Raw genomic sequence first — 14,153 nt, forward strand, 5'->3', positions numbered from 1 at the left:
AGCGATGAGCGTCGAAGAGAAGCTCGGACCGATCACGACCGAGGACGAGCACGCGGGCAGCGAACCGCTGAAGACGCTGGACGAGCACGCGGGAAGCGAACCGGCCGTCCTCGACGAGCACGCGGGCAGCGAACCGCTGAAGGTCCTCGACGAGCACGCAGGAAGCGAACCCGCCGTCCTCGACGAGCACGCGGGCAGCGAACCGCTGAAGGTCCTCGACGAGCACGCAGGAAGCGAGCACCCCACCGTTCTCGACGAGCACGCGGGCAGCGAGCACGCCTGATCCACAGCGCGGGCGGGGCAGAACCCGCCGCACAGGTCAACCAGGGGAACACACCCTGCCGGAGAACGGCCGCGGCGGCGCGGAGGGGGAGCCGCCGCGGCCGTCGTGCGTCCGGACCCGTGCCGGGGCACCGGTACGACGCGCCCCCGCCCGCCCGGCCGCCTCGGCCCGCGGACGAGGGGCGCGGCGCGTGTGCGGGCGGGCCCGCGGGGCGGACACCGCCGGCGGACGATCCGCGCGACGCCGCGGCCGGGGCCGCCCAATGGATCGGTGAATAAAATGCCGACGCGTCCGCGATGTGCCGCCGGAATATCGAGAAGCTCAAAAAGAGATGGAAATCCAGGCAATGAGATATTCCATAGGAAATGCCTTGACCTGGCCTTTTGAGCAATTACTAACCGGGACGATCATCTTTCCCCATGTGATAGAATACAGCCTCATCATTACGATCAGGCCGGATTAGTTCACGCTAGGAACCCCATGACCGAGGTCACCCCATCCACGCCATTCGATCCCCGCGCGATCGAAAGGCGTTGGCAGCAGGTCTGGCTCGAGGAGCGAAGCTGGGAGGTCTCGAACTCCCAGCCCGCCGACAAGCGGGCGTACGTCCTTGAGATGCTCCCCTACACGAGCGGGGAACCCCATGTGGGGCACCTCAAGAACTACTCGGTCGGGGACGCCGTCGCCCACTTCCTGCGCCGCCAGGGCTATTACGTGCTGCACCCGATGGGATTCGACGCCTTCGGCCTGCCCGCGGAGAACCACGCGATCCGCACCCACAAGCACCCGCGGATCTCCACCGACGAGTCCATCGCGTCCTTCCGCGAGCAGTTCAGGCAGTGGGGCGTCTCGATCGACTGGACGCGCGAGATCAGCACGCACCAGCCGTCGTACTACCGCTGGACACAGTGGATCTTCCTCCAGCTCTACAAGCACAATCTGGCCTACCGCAAGCGCTCCGCCGTCAACTGGTGCCCGCAGGACGCCACCGTCCTGGCGAACGAGCAGGTCGTCGACGGCCACTGCGAGCGCTGCGGCAGCCTGGTGGAGCTGAAGCAACTGGAGCAGTGGTTCTTCCGGATCACCGACTACGCCGAGCGGCTGCTGCGTGACCTGGACGGCCTGGACTGGCCCGAGCACGTCAAGACCATGCAGCGGGCCTGGATCGGCCGCTCCGAGGGTGCCGGCGTCACTTTCAAGGTCGCGGAGCAGCCCCGGGAGATCCGGGTCTTCACCACCCGCCCGGACACCCTGTACGGCGTCACCTTCCTGGCCCTGTCCCCCGAGCACCCGGACCTGGACAAGCTCACGGAGGGCACGCCGCAGGAGGCCGCGGTCCGCGAGTACGTGAACGCCGCACGCCGCGCGGGGCACGCCGAGCGCGGCAACGACGACCGGCCCAAGACGGGCGTCTTCACCGGCCGGCACGCCGTCCACCCGCTGACCGAGCAGAAGATCCCGATCGTGGTCGCCGACTACGTGCTGATGGAGTACGGCACCGGCGCCATCATGGGCGTCCCCGCGCACGACGAGCGGGACTACCAGCTCGCCAGGGCCATCGACCTGCCCATCCGGCCGGTGATCGCGCTGGACGGCGGTGACACCCCCGAACTGCCCTTCAGCGGCCGGGGCACGGCCGTGAACTCCGGCGAGTTCGACGGCACGCCCAGCCGCGAGGCCGCGTCCGCGATCACCGAGCGGCTGGCCGGGCTCGGCCAGGGCGAGTCCGTCGTCAGCTACAAGCTGCGCGACTGGCTGCTGTCCCGCCAGCGGTACTGGGGCTGCCCCATCCCGATCGTGTACTGCGACGGCTGCGGCCTGGTGCCGGTGCCCGAGGAGGAACTGCCGGTCCACCTGCCGGACATCGAGGACTACGCCCCCAAGGGCAAGTCGCCGCTGGCCGCCGCCGAGGACTGGGTGCGCACGTCCTGCCCGAAGTGCGGCGGCGAGGCGCGCCGCGAGACCGACACCATGGACACCTTCGTCGACTCGTCCTGGTACTACCTGCGCTACTGCGACCCGGACAACGACTCCGCGCCCTTCAGCCAGGAGGCCATGCGCGCCTGGATGCCGGTGGACCAGTACATCGGCGGCGTGGAGCACGCGATCCTCCACCTGCTGTACTCGCGCTTCCTGGTGAAGGCGCTCGCCGACTTCGGTCATCTGCCGGTGCAGGAGCCCTTCGGGAAGCTCTTCACCCAGGGCATGATCACCAAGGACGGCGCCAAGATGTCCAAGTCCAAGGGCAACGTCGTCTCGCCCCGGACCATCATCGAGAAGTACGGCGCCGACACCGCCCGCTGCTACGTCCTGTTCATGGGCCCGCCCGAGCAGGGCGCTGACTGGTCGGACGAGGGCCTGGAAGGCGTGCACCGCTTCTTCAGGCGCGTGTGGCGCTACACCGACGAGATCACCGGCACCGGCGCCGAGGTGATCGGCAGGGCCGAGGACCCCGAGCGCGACCTCGCGCTGCGCCGGCGCACGGCGTGGGCGATCAACAAGGTCACCGAGGACATGTCGGGGAAGTTCGCCTTCAACACGGCCATCGCCGCGCTGATGACGCTCTCGAACGACTGCAGCAAGGCCCTCCAGGACGGCATCCGCAGGGAGACCGTCACCGAGGCGGTGAGCACGCTGGCGTCCCTGCTGCTGCCCTTCGCGCCGCACCTGGCCAGCGAGGTCTACCACCGGCTGACCGGCAAGCAGGTCTGGAAGGAGCCGTGGCCCGTCGCCGACGAGTCGCTGCTCCAGACCGAGACGATCGAGCTGATCGTCCAGGTCAACGCCAAGACCCGGGGCCGCGTCAGCGTCCCGGCCGGCGCCTCCGAGGACGACATCAGAAAGACCGTCCGGGCGACCTCGCTCATCCAGCGGGAGGTCGGCGACCGGACCGTCAAGCGCATCATCGTCGTCCCCGGCCGCCTGGTGAACGTCCTGGTCGGCTGAGGGGCCCGCCCGGGGCCCCGGCAGGCCGAGGACCCGGCACGGCACCTTCGCGGGGGCCGCGCACCGCCACCGGTGCGCGGCCCCCGCCGCTTGCCTGCCCCCCGCCGTTTGCCGGGCCCCGCTGTTTGCCGACGCCCGCCGGCAAGGGCGTCAGGACCCCGTGCAGTAGTCCATCAGCCGGTCGTGGTCGGCCTGGTACGCGTCGTAGACCGCGGCGTCGTCCACCTTCAGCAGGGCCTCGTCGTTGTCGCGCAGCGCGCCGTAGGTGTAGTTGTGGCTGCCGGTGAAGACGAGTGCGCGGCCCGCCCTGCCGTCGTAGGTGCCCTTCACGAGCAGGTACTTGGAGTGCACGCCGATGCCGGTGGGGCCGTCGTCGCACTCGACGCGCCGGGCGAGCCTGCCGGAGACGATCTCCTCCACGGCGGGCGGCAGGTGGGGCGTGCCGTTCGGGTCGGTGTGGCCGTCGAACGCGAGGCTCACGGTGCAGCCCGCCGCCTGGAGGTCGACGAGCTTCTGCGCCACCTGGGTGCGGGTGAAGGCGAACATCGCCACGCGTATCTGCGTGCCGCCGGCACAGTCCACGTTGTCCAGGATCAGCTTGACGGTGTCCGTGGCCGGGTCCGTGGTGGGCGTCGTGCCGGACCTCTCGTGGCGCGGGAAGAAGTAGTCCTTGTACGGGCCGCTGGTGGTGGTCCTGTAGTAGTCTGTGAGGCCGCTCGCGGCCGAGCCGTACTCCACCAGGTCGTCGAAGTAGGCCGTGTAGCTGCCGTAGAGGGTCGCGTCCGACAGCGTCACCGCGTTGTTGAAGAGGTCGGTGCGCTGGGTGCTCGTCATGTTGGCGGAGGTCTGCACCACCACGTTGCTCTCCCCGCCCACCTGCGAGAACAGGAAGAACTTGTTGTGGTTGATGCCGCCGCGGTCGGCGATGCAGGCCCGGCCCGCGGGGCAGGCGAGCACCCACGACGCCTTCGAGCGGTCGGTGCCGAGCCCCGACTGGAGCGTGGGGTACTCGGTGCCGTCCAGGCCCAGGGTGTAGTGGTCGACGACGACCTTGACCGCGACACCGCGCCGCGCGGCGGCCACCAGCGCGTCGGCGACCGGGTCGTCGGTGAACCCGTACATCGACACCCTGATCTCGGTTCCGGCTGCGGTGCCCTCGATCAGTGCGAGCACGTAGTCGCGTATCCGGCTCTGGTCGGTCGCCGAGCCCGCCGGATCGTTGAAGACGGCCGGGGCGGTCGCGGTCGTCGTAGTCGCCGCGGTGGCGGCGGCCTGCGCGTTCGGCGGTAAGGCCAGCAGGGCGGCGGGAAGGAGGGCCGCGGCGAGTCCCAGGCGCCGGACGGTGGATCTGTGCACCGGTGTGCTCCCTTCGGGTCCGGCTCCCGGAGTCGGCGGCCCGCGGGGGTGGCGTGTGGGGCGAAGGCGCGCGGGTGGCGCCCGGGCACACCGCACGGAGCGCCCCGAGGGCCGCCGGCGGGCCCCGGGAGCCCGCACGGAAATGGCAACGGAGTCTCCCAGGTCCCCGGGGCCGCGGGAATACGCCGACGAGTGGTGGTAAGCGGCGTTCCGGTTGGCCGGCGGGGCGGCCGGGCGGACGGCCGGTGCACCCGGCCCGCGTGCACCGGTCGCCGCGGCGCGGCACGTCCGCCGGCGGCGCCCGGTGGGAGCTGGGGCCCACCGGAGCCGCGGAAACGGTCACAGGGACTGCCCCACCGTGGCGGCACGCGAGGACGGTCCGTCACCCGCAGATCAGTCGGCCCAGTAGCGCGGCACCTCCGCGAAGACCGCCTTGGGGATCTTGCCGTGCACGACCTTCGTGTAGTTGACGGCCTCGGCGATCTCGAAGTCCACCGCCACGCTGCACAGCGTGTAGGCGTCGGCGGCGCTGAGGCCCATGTTCTTCGTCAGGAAGGTGACGGCCTGCTGGAGCGAGACGGCCAGAGCGGTGTCGAGATCGGTGTCGATCCCCATGCTGATGAAGTGCGTTCTGCTTTCGGCCATCGGCCACGGCGCGTCGACCTGCTTGTGGACGAAGAACTGGAACGTGCTCGTCAGCGACGTCTCGATCGCGGTGCCGTCGACCTCGCCGTCGCCCTGTGCGGTATGCCCGTCACCGGTGGAGAAGAGGGCGCCGTCGTTGAAGACGGGCAGGTAGAGCGTGCACCCCGCGGTGAGGTCGCGCAGGTCCATGTTGCCGCCGAAGGCGCCGGGCGGGCGCGAACTGACCTTCCCGAGCTCGGGCGCGGGGGCCGTGCACATGATGCCCTGGAAGCAGTCGATGGGGACCCGCACGCCGTCGGCCACCGCGGCGAGCTTCCTCTTCAGGTCGAGCTCGATCACCTTCGTCGAGTCACCGTCCAGGAGGTCGGGCAGGACGCCGCTGCCCGGTCCCGTCTTGTTGACGCCGTACGGCACGCGGGCCCGGGAGTCGAGGACGCGGACCTCCAGCACGTCACCGGGCTCGGCACCCTCGACGAAGACCGGGCCGGTCAGCACATGGACGCTCATGCCCGGTTCCGGCTGCTTCGCCGCGTAGACGTCGATGGCGTCCTGGAGCACGTCGCCGCGTGCGATGCCGTGGGCGCCGAAGAAGGCCGCCGGGTCGCTGCCGTTGATCATCCCCTGGTGGGAGAGCGTGTCGATGGTGACCACGTCCCCGGGCGCGACGTGCAGGACGGGCGGGAGCGCGGCGTCCATGTACCCCCACGCGACGGTGTCGGGGCGCGAGGGGAGGTGGAACGAGGGCCGGCCGTGCCGGGCCGACGCGGCGCTGCGGCCGGACCGGGCCGCGGCGCCGGTGGGTATCGCGATGCCGGACGTGGCCGCGGCGAGTACCGCGGTGCTGCCGGCGAGCAGGGTGCGCCGGCTCAGCCGGGAACGCACGCCTTGTGAAGGATCGGCCGAATAACGACTGGTGCTCATATGACTCCTCCGCTGTGAGACCGGCGGAGACGCTAACTTTGTCGTATCTTCGGGCGATTACATCGTCATTGCGGACGCGTTGCCTGACTCGCACAGCCGCACCCCATGGCCACCGGCATGTGCACCCATGTGCCTGTACGCCCGAGCAGCCATGAGCCCGTACGGGTGTGGGGGACTGCGGGGGTGCACGGCCGGGCGCGGCGCGTGCCGGTGCCGGGGCGGGGGTGCGCGGCACCCTGCTGGTGCTCCGCAGGGCATGCCGGGTGTGCCGGACGGGGCGGCCCGGGTGTCCGCCGGACCAGGTCAGCGTCTCGGGGCTGGGCATCCGTTCGGCACGGCCCCCGTCCGCGACCCCGGCCGAGCACGGACGACCGCGCATCCGGCGCAGGCCGGCACCCCGCAGCCGGGGCCCGGCCCCGGGTCGGAGGGCCCGGCCTGGCCCCCCTACGACGGGTCGGGGCCCGCGTTTCGGTACTGCTCCCGCAGCTTGAACTTCTGGAGCTTGCCGGTGGCCGTGCGCGGCAGCTCCGTGCGGAACTCGACGCGCTTCGGGCACTTGTAGGACGCGAGGTGGGCCCGGCAGTGCGCGATCACCCCGTCCGCGGTCAGGTCCGCGTCGTCGGTGACGACCAGTGCGGTGACCAGTTCGCCCCACTTGGCGTCCGGGATGCCGATGACGGCGACCTCGCGCACCGCGCCGTGACTGGTGATCACGTCCTCCACCTCGATGGAGGAGACGTTCTCCCCGCCGGTGATGATGACGTCCTTCTTGCGGTCCGTGAGGGTGAGCTGACCGTCCTCGATCACACCGCCGTCGCCGGTGTGGAACCAGTCGCCGGCCTGCGCCGCGGCCGTCGCCCCGGGGTCGTCCCAGTACGCGGCCAGGTTGTGGTTGCTGCGGGCCAGTACCTCGCCGCTCTCGTCGGTGGTGAGCCGTACGCCGATGCCGGGGGCGCCTGCGCGGCCGAGCCTGACGGCCTGTTCGTGCGGCGGGAGGTCGTCCCACTCGGCACGCATCCGGTTCATGGTCAGGAGCGGGGACGTCTCGGTGAGGCCGTAGAGCTGGATGAACTCCCAACCCAGTTCGGCCCGCAGGCGCTCGATGGTGCGGGTGGGCGGCGGGGCGCCGGCCACCACGATGCGGACCCGGTCACGGCCCGGGATGTCGCCGTCCCAGTCCGGGGCGGCGTCCAGGACCGCGTTGACCACCGCGGGCGCGGCGCACATCAGCGTGACGCCGTGCCGCTCGACACGGCGCAGGATCTCGGTCCCGTCGACCTTGCGGAGCACGATGTGCCGGCCGCCCATGCCGGTGACCGCGTACGGCATGCCCCAGCCGTTGGCGTGGAACATCGGCAGTGTGTGGAGGTAGACGTCTCGGTCGGTGACGCCCGCGTGCCAGCCGAACGTGGCCGCGTTGAGCCACAGGTTGCGGTGGGTGAGCTGGACGCCCTTGGGGCGGGCGGTGGTGCCCGAGGTGTAGTTGAGGGTGGCGGTCGCCTGCTCGTCCGCCTTCCAGGGGCGCGGTGCTGCGTCCGCGCCCCAGATCGCGTCGTCGTCCTCGCCGAGGAGGAAGGTGTGCGGGGCACCGATCTCCTTCGCCAGGTCCTTCAGCTCCGGATCGAGGAGCAGCACCTCGGCGCCTGAGTGGCCGACGATGTAGGTGATCTCGGCCGCGGTGAGGCGGAAGTTGACGGGGACGAGGATCCTGCCCCAGCCGGACACGCCGTAGAACGAGGTGAGCAGGCGGGCGCTGTTCTGCGAGACGATCGCGACCCGGCCGCCGGGCGGCACGCCGAGCCGGTCCAGCGCCGCGGCCTGTGCGGCGGCCCGGCGGCCGAGTTCGGCGTAGGTCACCTCGCCCCAGGACGGGGCGGGCTGGCGGGGTTCGTCGACGATTCCCACGCGGTCGGGGTAGACGGTGACGGCGCGGTCCAGGAAGTCGTGGACGGTGAGCGGGAAGAACACGGGCGGCTCCTTTGCCGGAAGGACGCTCTGCGGCCAATGTTCCTCGGGGATCGGGCGGCTATGCGGGGGTGGGGGGAGTTCGCCCTTTGCCGGTGGGCGGGTCGGCACCTGCCGGTGCGCGGGTCGGCACCTGGCGGTGGGCGGGTCGGCACCTGCCGGTGGGCGGGTCGGCACCTGGCGGTGCGCGGGTCGGCACCTGGCGGTGCGCGGGTCGGCATCTGGCGGTGGGCGGGTCGGCCCGGGTGGGTCCCTGGGGGCGGTGGCGGCCTGGCCCTCTCGTCGTGGCTTGTCGCGCAGTTCCCCGCGCCCCCACCAGAACCGGGCTGCGCCCCGGCCCGGACCGGTCCCCCAGGACAGTGGCGACCCGGCCCCCTCCTCACGGCTTGCCGCGCAATTCCCCACGCCCCCACCAGAACCGGACTCCGCCCCGGCCCGGACCGGCCCCCCAGGACAGTGGCGACCCGACCCTCACGTCGTGGCTTGTCGCGCAGTTCCCCGCGCCCCCACCAGAACCGGGCTGCGCCCCGGCCCGGACCGGTCCCCCAGGACAGTGGCGACCCGGCCCCCTCCTCACGGCTTGCCGCGCAATTCCCCGCGCCCCCACCAGAACCGGGCTGCACCCCGGCCTTGATGCCTTCTGGCGGGGCTCCGGCGGGCGGCGTAGCGTCGTTGGAGGAGGCGAAGGAGGGCGGTATGGTCCGCAACGTCCTTGGGGCGGTCATCGCCGCCGCCGGAGCCGCCGGGGCCCTCTGGAGTCCCTTCCACGGCTGGTACGACGGCCGCCGGGGGCGCGACTACCGGGTGGTGGAGCTGTTCACTCCGTCGGGGATCAGCGGTCATGGCAGCGGCCTGCTCAGCTCCCTCTTCCTGGCCTTCCTCGGCGCGGCGGCGGTGGCGCTCGCGGGGATCGTGCTGCGGTCGCGGCTGCTGGTGGCGGGCGCCGGCGCGGTCGTGCCGGGGTTCACGATCCTGTGGATGGTGCGACAGGGCCAGGTGCACGGGAGCCTCGCCGTGGAGTCGGACGGCACCGGGCTGGGGCTCGGGGTGGCCCTGGCGCTCGCGGGCGGGGTGCTCCTGCTGCTGGGCGCGGTGGTGATGCGGGGACGCAGGGGGCGGGGGCGGCATGTGCGGGGGTACTCCCAGCCGTCGTCGCCGTACGGCACCGCCGCGCGGGACGAACCGGACGTGCCGGGCCCGGATCCCGGCGGCACGGAGGTGCCGGACACCGGCGAGCCGGACGAGCGGGCGCACGGCCCGAAGCCGCCGTCCTGGCAGCGGACGTCCGACGAGCGGTGGTGAGCCGACGGGACGGCGCGCCGGACAGCGGTGCACGGCCGCAGGCGCCGTTCGGGCCCTGGGCGTTCGGACCCTGCCCTGCGGACCGTTGCCGTGCGCCGGCGGGTTCTGGCGGTGCGCCACGAGGTGCCGGCGCCGTCGGCTACGCGCGCGCCGTGCCCGTCCCCTTCTCCGCGTCCAGGGCGTACACGCAGCGGTCCTTGCTGCACGCGTACACGACGCCCGCCTGCACCACGGGCGCACCGGTGATCTCCCCACCGGTGGCGAGCTTCCAGCGCAGCCGGCCGTCGTCGGACTTGAGTGTGTACAGGAGGTGGTCGGTGGAGCCGAAGTGGATCCGGCCGTCGGCCACGACCGGTGAGCCCACGACGTCGCCGCCGGCCTGGAAGCGCCACTTGGGCGTGCCGGTCACCGCGTCCAGCGTGTAGAGCCCCTTGCCGCTGCCGACGTGCACATGGCCGTCGACGATGAGCACCGGCTCGATCGAGGCGCGGGCCTCCGTGGCGATCCGCCAGCGGTCGCGGCCGTCGGTGGCGTCCAGGGCGTAGACCGTGCCGAGGTAGTCGGCGAGGTAGACACCGCCACCGGTGACCGCGGGACCCGGCACGAAGGCCGGCGGCGAGAGGAAGACGGCGGGCGCCTCGAAGTGCCAGCGGACGTGGCCGCCGGCGACGTCGATGGCGAGGGCGCGGGTGCCCGCGCTGACGTAGACGAAGCCGTCCTGCGCCTGTGTCAGCCGCACCGGCACGCCACCGCAGGACGCCGCGTCCCCGATGGGGTACGACCAGCGCTCCTCGCCGGTGCGCGCCTCCAGCGCACGCAGCCGGGCGTCCTGCCAGACGTAGACCGTGCCGTCGTGCACGACGGGGCCGGACTCGGGTGCCTCGAAGTCCGACTGGGCCCCGCTCAGCTCCCAGAGCTGCTGGCCGTTGGACGCCTCCCAGGCCTGGACGCCGCCCCCGCGCGTACCCGTGATGACGGTGCCGCGGTCCGCCTTCAGCGAGTACACCCAGCCCTCGGTGGACAGCCGCCACAGGTCGGCGCCCTCGCGGGCGTCGAGTGCGTAGAGGGTGGGACCGTCCGAGGCGTGGATACGGCCGTCCGAGACGGCCATCGACCAGGCGACGTCCCGGGTCTTGAACCTGCGCCGCCCGCTGGCCACGTCCAGCGCGTGCACCTCGAAGGAGGTGACGTAGACGAGGTCGCCGGCGACCGCCGGAGTTCCCCAGACGTCGTTCGACATCCGGAAGCGCCAGGGGCGCCAGGTGGCCGGGCCGTCCTGCGGGGGCACGGTGGGCGCGGGCACTCCGGGGGCCGCGGGGTCGCCGATCGCGCCGGGCCTGGCCCGTGACCACGAGGCGGCGAGGCCCGCGTCGGCGGCGGCCGGCGCCAGGGCCCGCACGGCGGTGGCACGGGCGTCCGCGACCCGCGGCCCGGGTCCGATGGGCAGTTGCGCACCGCCGAGGCGTACCGGTTCGCCGTCCGGCGCCGCGCCGCCGTGGCCGATGCCGCCGCCGATGCCGCCGCCGGTGGCCGGCGGCGGCACGGGCAGCGGCGGGGGCGGTGCGTGCCGCGGGGGCGGGGGCACCGCGGGCGCGCCGCGGCTGCCGGCGCGCGGGCCGTCCTGGCCGGCCCTGGTGCCCGGCCGCCCGGCGCGGCGCGCCTCGATCAGGGCCACCGCGGGCTCCGGCAGCCAGGCGGAGGCCGTGCCGCTGTCGTCGTCGGAGCCGGCGAAGAGGTGCGGCGCGAGCTGGGCCTGGAGATCGGCGGGGGTGGGCCGGGCGGTGGCGTCCATCTGCATGCAGGCGTCGATCAGCGGACGCAGCTCGTCGGGCAGGCCCGTGAGGTCCGGGCCCTCGCGCAGCAGCATGAAGACCGTCTCCACCGGGTTGGCACCGTGGTAGGGCGCATGGCCGGTGGCGGCGAAGACCAGGGTGGAGGCGAGCGAGAAGACGTCGCTCGCGCCGGTCACGCTGCGGGAGTCCTTCGCCTGCTCGGGGGACATGTACGCGGGCGTGCCCACGGCGACGTTGGTCATCGTCAGCCGGGTGTTGGAGACGCCGCTCGCGATACCGAAGTCGATCACGCGCGGGCCGTCCTCGACGACGAGGACGTTCGACGGCTTGAGGTCGCGGTGCACCAGGCCGGCACCGTGGATGGACTGGAGGGCCTCGGCCACGCCCGCGGCCAGCCAGCGCACCGCCTGGGCGGGCAGCGGGCCGTGCTCGTTCACTATCTCCTCGAGGGAGGGCGCGGGCACGTAGGCGGTCGCGAGCCACGGCACGGCGGCGCGGGGGTCGGCGTCGACGACGGCGGCCGTGTAGAAGCCGGAGACGGCGCGCGCGGCCTCCACCTCGCGGGTGAAGCGGACGCGGAAGAGCTGGTCCTCCGCGAGCTCCGTTCTGACCGTCTTGATCGCCACACGCCGGCCCGACGTCGAGCGCGCGAGATAGACGAGCCCCATGCCCCCGGCTCCGAGCCGGCTCAGCACCTCGAACGGTCCGATCCGTCTCGGATCCTGCTGCGTAAGCTGATCCACCTTGCCTGCCACCTCCCCGTACGGCCGTGCAGAGCGACGGCCTCGTGCAGCGTCTCACCACCGAACCGCCGCGGCGGCACGCACCCTGATTGTTCCTGTCCGGAGCCCGGGTTGCGAACCCGGGTCGGGACGGGGGTGTCCAGGACAAACAAGGACGTATCAAGTGAGGGCGGAGGAAAACAACCCCCTTCGGGTGTCGAGCAGCGCGACCCGGGCGCCGCACGGGGCCTGAACGGGGCCCGCGCGGGGCCCGCACGGTGGACATCGGGGCCGTGCGGCGCCCGCGGACCGCGGTGATCGGGGGCCGGCGGGCGGCAGCCCCCCGTGCCGCGGAGCGCCGCCGCGGGGCACTGCGCGCCGGGGAGCGGGGCGCGGAACGCGCGAGCGGGGGACGGCCAGGCGGGTGGGAGGGCGCCCGGTGCCGAACCGATGCACGGGCGCCCGGCGTCCAACCGGCGCACGGGCGCCCGAGACGGAGTGCGCGGCTCAGCGCGCTTCGAGGTGCCCCGTCGCGCGCAGCCCGCTGTCGCAGGTGAGCGTCTCGGTGCCGTCACCGGTGCGCCAGTCGCCGTAGAGGGTGGTGACGCGCGAGGGGCTGCGCGGGTCGCTGACGTCGTCGCAGTCGGCGACGAGCCGCCAGGTGTACGAGGAGCCGCTGAAGCAGGTGGCGGACGCGGTGCCGCCGCTGCTCGACAGGTTGCACGGCAGCGCCGCGGCGCCGGCGGGCGCGGCCAGGGCGAGCAGGCCGGCGGTCAGGGCGGCTGCGCCGGTGAGCGAGGCGATGACGAGTGCGGCGGTCTTCCTGGGCATGGCGGATTTCCCCTTCGCTTTCTTCGATACGGACGAGCACCCACTATGGATCACCTGCACATCCCAGGTCTAGACCAATATCGTCACCAATGCGGACGCGTTTGCGCACAGGCCCTCACGGACCCGCCCCCCTTGTGCGCGCACCGGCCCCGAGAACCCCATTTGCAGTCGGCCGAATCGCGCTCGGATCACCCGTCGGTAAGCTGACGGCATGACAGGACAAGTACGTACCGTCGACGGCCGGGTGGCCGGACGGCGAGGTCAGGCAACACGTCAGAAACTGTTGGACTGCCTGGGCGAGATGCTGCGCACCTCGCCCTACCGGGATGTCAAGGTCATTGATGTGGCCCGGAAAGCGGGCACCTCACCGGCGACGTTCTACCAGTACTTCCCGGATGTCGAAGGCGCCGTTCTGGAGATCGCGCAGCAATTGGCCGCGGAAGGCGCCGGATTGACCGATCTCGTGGCCGGCCGTTCCTGGGCCGGTAAGTCCGGCTGGCAGACGGCCCAGGAGCTCGTCGACGGGTTCCTGGATTTCTGGCGGCGCAACGACGCAATTCTCCGCGTCATCGACCTGGGTGCGGCCGAGGGCGACAAGCGCTTCGCCAGGATCCGTATGCGGATCCTCAACTCGATCTTCAACTCGCTTGTGGAGAGCGTCAAGGACCTGCAGGCCAGGGGCCGGGTCGACCGCGATGTCAGCGCTCCGGCGGTGGCCGGTTCCCTGGTCACGATGCTCGCCGCGGTCGCCTCCCACCAGAAGAACCTCCAGGGCTGGGGGGTGAAGCAGGCGGAGATCAAACCCAATCTCGCGCTGCTGGTCCATCTGGGGGTGACCGGGAGAAAGCCTCCGAAGTAAGGCAGCACGCGCCGGTTACGGGTGCCGCAGGCACCCCCTCACCCGAATAGCCCGGGGATCTCCCGGGGTCCTGTCTCGCAGCGGCGGGTCGCGGTTCCATTCCGCGGTCCGCCGCTGTCGTGTGCGCGGGACCGCCGCGGCCGCCCTGTGAGCGGGCCGACGCCACCGCCGTGCACCCGCGCCGTGCACCCGCGCCGTGCACCCGCGCCGTGCACCCGCGCCGTGCACCCGCGCCGTGCACCCGCGCCTCGGGGCCGCTGCCCCGCGCGCGGGATCGTCGCCGCGCGCTCACCGCGACGGAGGAGTGGGCGCTGCCGGCCCGGGTGTGAACGCGTGGACGTCGACGTCACCGACCGGGCGGTAGCCGATCCGCTGGTGGAGGGCGTTGCTGGTGGGGTTGGCGAGGTCGGCGAAGAGCAGCACCTGAGCGGCGCCCGCGCCCAGCGCCGCCCGGCCCAGATGAGCCCGGTACCTCCCAGAGGGTGACGCCGCCGTAGCCGATCCGGGTCTGCGCCCACCGCGGGGGATCC

At 72.5% G+C, this 14,153-nt stretch carries 10 protein-coding genes; 4 read left to right on the forward strand and 6 right to left on the reverse strand.

The window, feature by feature from the left end; genetic code table 11:
• Positions 1 to 4 precede the first annotated feature (4 nt).
• Both IE313_RS00155 and leuS read left to right on the forward strand, forming a co-directional pair.
• The gene (locus IE313_RS00155) at positions 5 to 283 is read left to right on the forward strand and encodes a hypothetical protein (protein WP_189928790.1); all 279 of its coding nucleotides are present in this window, start codon (positions 5 to 7) and stop codon (positions 281 to 283) included.
• Between the two features lie 480 nt (positions 284 to 763).
• Positions 764 to 3,229 carry a leucine--tRNA ligase gene (gene leuS / locus IE313_RS00160; protein ID WP_189928791.1) on the forward strand — a complete coding sequence of 822 codons (2,466 nt, stop codon included), beginning with the start codon at positions 764 to 766 and terminating at the stop codon, positions 3,227 to 3,229.
• Between the two features lie 150 nt (positions 3,230 to 3,379).
• Here leuS and IE313_RS00165 read toward each other — a convergent pair whose 3' ends face one another.
• From IE313_RS00165 to IE313_RS00175, 3 genes are all read right to left on the reverse strand, one after another.
• Positions 3,380 to 4,585: a phospholipase D-like domain-containing protein gene (locus tag IE313_RS00165; RefSeq protein WP_229924257.1), complete on the reverse strand. Its 1,206-nt coding sequence runs from the start codon at positions 4,583 to 4,585 to the stop codon at positions 3,380 to 3,382.
• A 393-nt stretch (positions 4,586 to 4,978) separates the two neighbouring features.
• The gene (locus IE313_RS00170; protein ID WP_189928792.1) at positions 4,979 to 6,151 is read right to left on the reverse strand and encodes an acetamidase/formamidase family protein; all 1,173 of its coding nucleotides are present in this window, start codon (positions 6,149 to 6,151) and stop codon (positions 4,979 to 4,981) included.
• A 444-nt stretch (positions 6,152 to 6,595) separates the two neighbouring features.
• Entirely contained in the window at positions 6,596 to 8,119 is a 1,524-nt protein-coding gene (locus IE313_RS00175; protein WP_189928793.1) for an AMP-binding protein, read from the reverse strand.
• Positions 8,120 to 8,812: 693 nt separating this feature from the next.
• Here IE313_RS00175 and IE313_RS00180 point away from each other — a divergent pair.
• Positions 8,813 to 9,418, forward strand: coding sequence for a hypothetical protein (locus IE313_RS00180; RefSeq protein WP_189928794.1), 606 nt, complete (start codon positions 8,813 to 8,815; stop codon positions 9,416 to 9,418).
• A 139-nt stretch (positions 9,419 to 9,557) separates the two neighbouring features.
• Here IE313_RS00180 and afsK read toward each other — a convergent pair whose 3' ends face one another.
• On the reverse strand, positions 9,558 to 11,954 hold the full coding sequence (gene afsK / locus IE313_RS00185) for a protein serine/threonine kinase AfsK (RefSeq protein WP_189928795.1): 2,397 nt from the start codon (positions 11,952 to 11,954) through the stop codon (positions 9,558 to 9,560).
• A 486-nt stretch (positions 11,955 to 12,440) separates the two neighbouring features.
• Positions 12,441 to 12,764: a hypothetical protein gene (locus tag IE313_RS00190; RefSeq protein ID WP_189928796.1), complete on the reverse strand. Its 324-nt coding sequence runs from the start codon at positions 12,762 to 12,764 to the stop codon at positions 12,441 to 12,443.
• Between the two features lie 211 nt (positions 12,765 to 12,975).
• Here IE313_RS00190 and IE313_RS00195 point away from each other — a divergent pair, with 211 nt between their 5' ends.
• Complete coding sequence (locus IE313_RS00195; protein WP_189928797.1) at positions 12,976 to 13,623, forward strand: TetR family transcriptional regulator; 648 nt, start codon at positions 12,976 to 12,978, stop codon at positions 13,621 to 13,623.
• A 288-nt stretch (positions 13,624 to 13,911) separates the two neighbouring features.
• Here IE313_RS00195 and IE313_RS35920 read toward each other — a convergent pair whose 3' ends face one another.
• Positions 13,912 to 14,046, reverse strand: a complete 135-nt coding sequence (locus IE313_RS35920; protein ID WP_268256672.1) for a GNAT family N-acetyltransferase — start codon at positions 14,044 to 14,046, stop codon at positions 13,912 to 13,914.
• Between the last annotated feature and the right edge of the window lie 107 nt (positions 14,047 to 14,153).

Source organism: Streptomyces sulfonofaciens (genome assembly GCF_014656295.1).
In the GTDB taxonomy this organism is placed as follows: Bacteria; Actinomycetota; Actinomycetes; order Streptomycetales; family Streptomycetaceae; genus Streptomyces; species Streptomyces sulfonofaciens.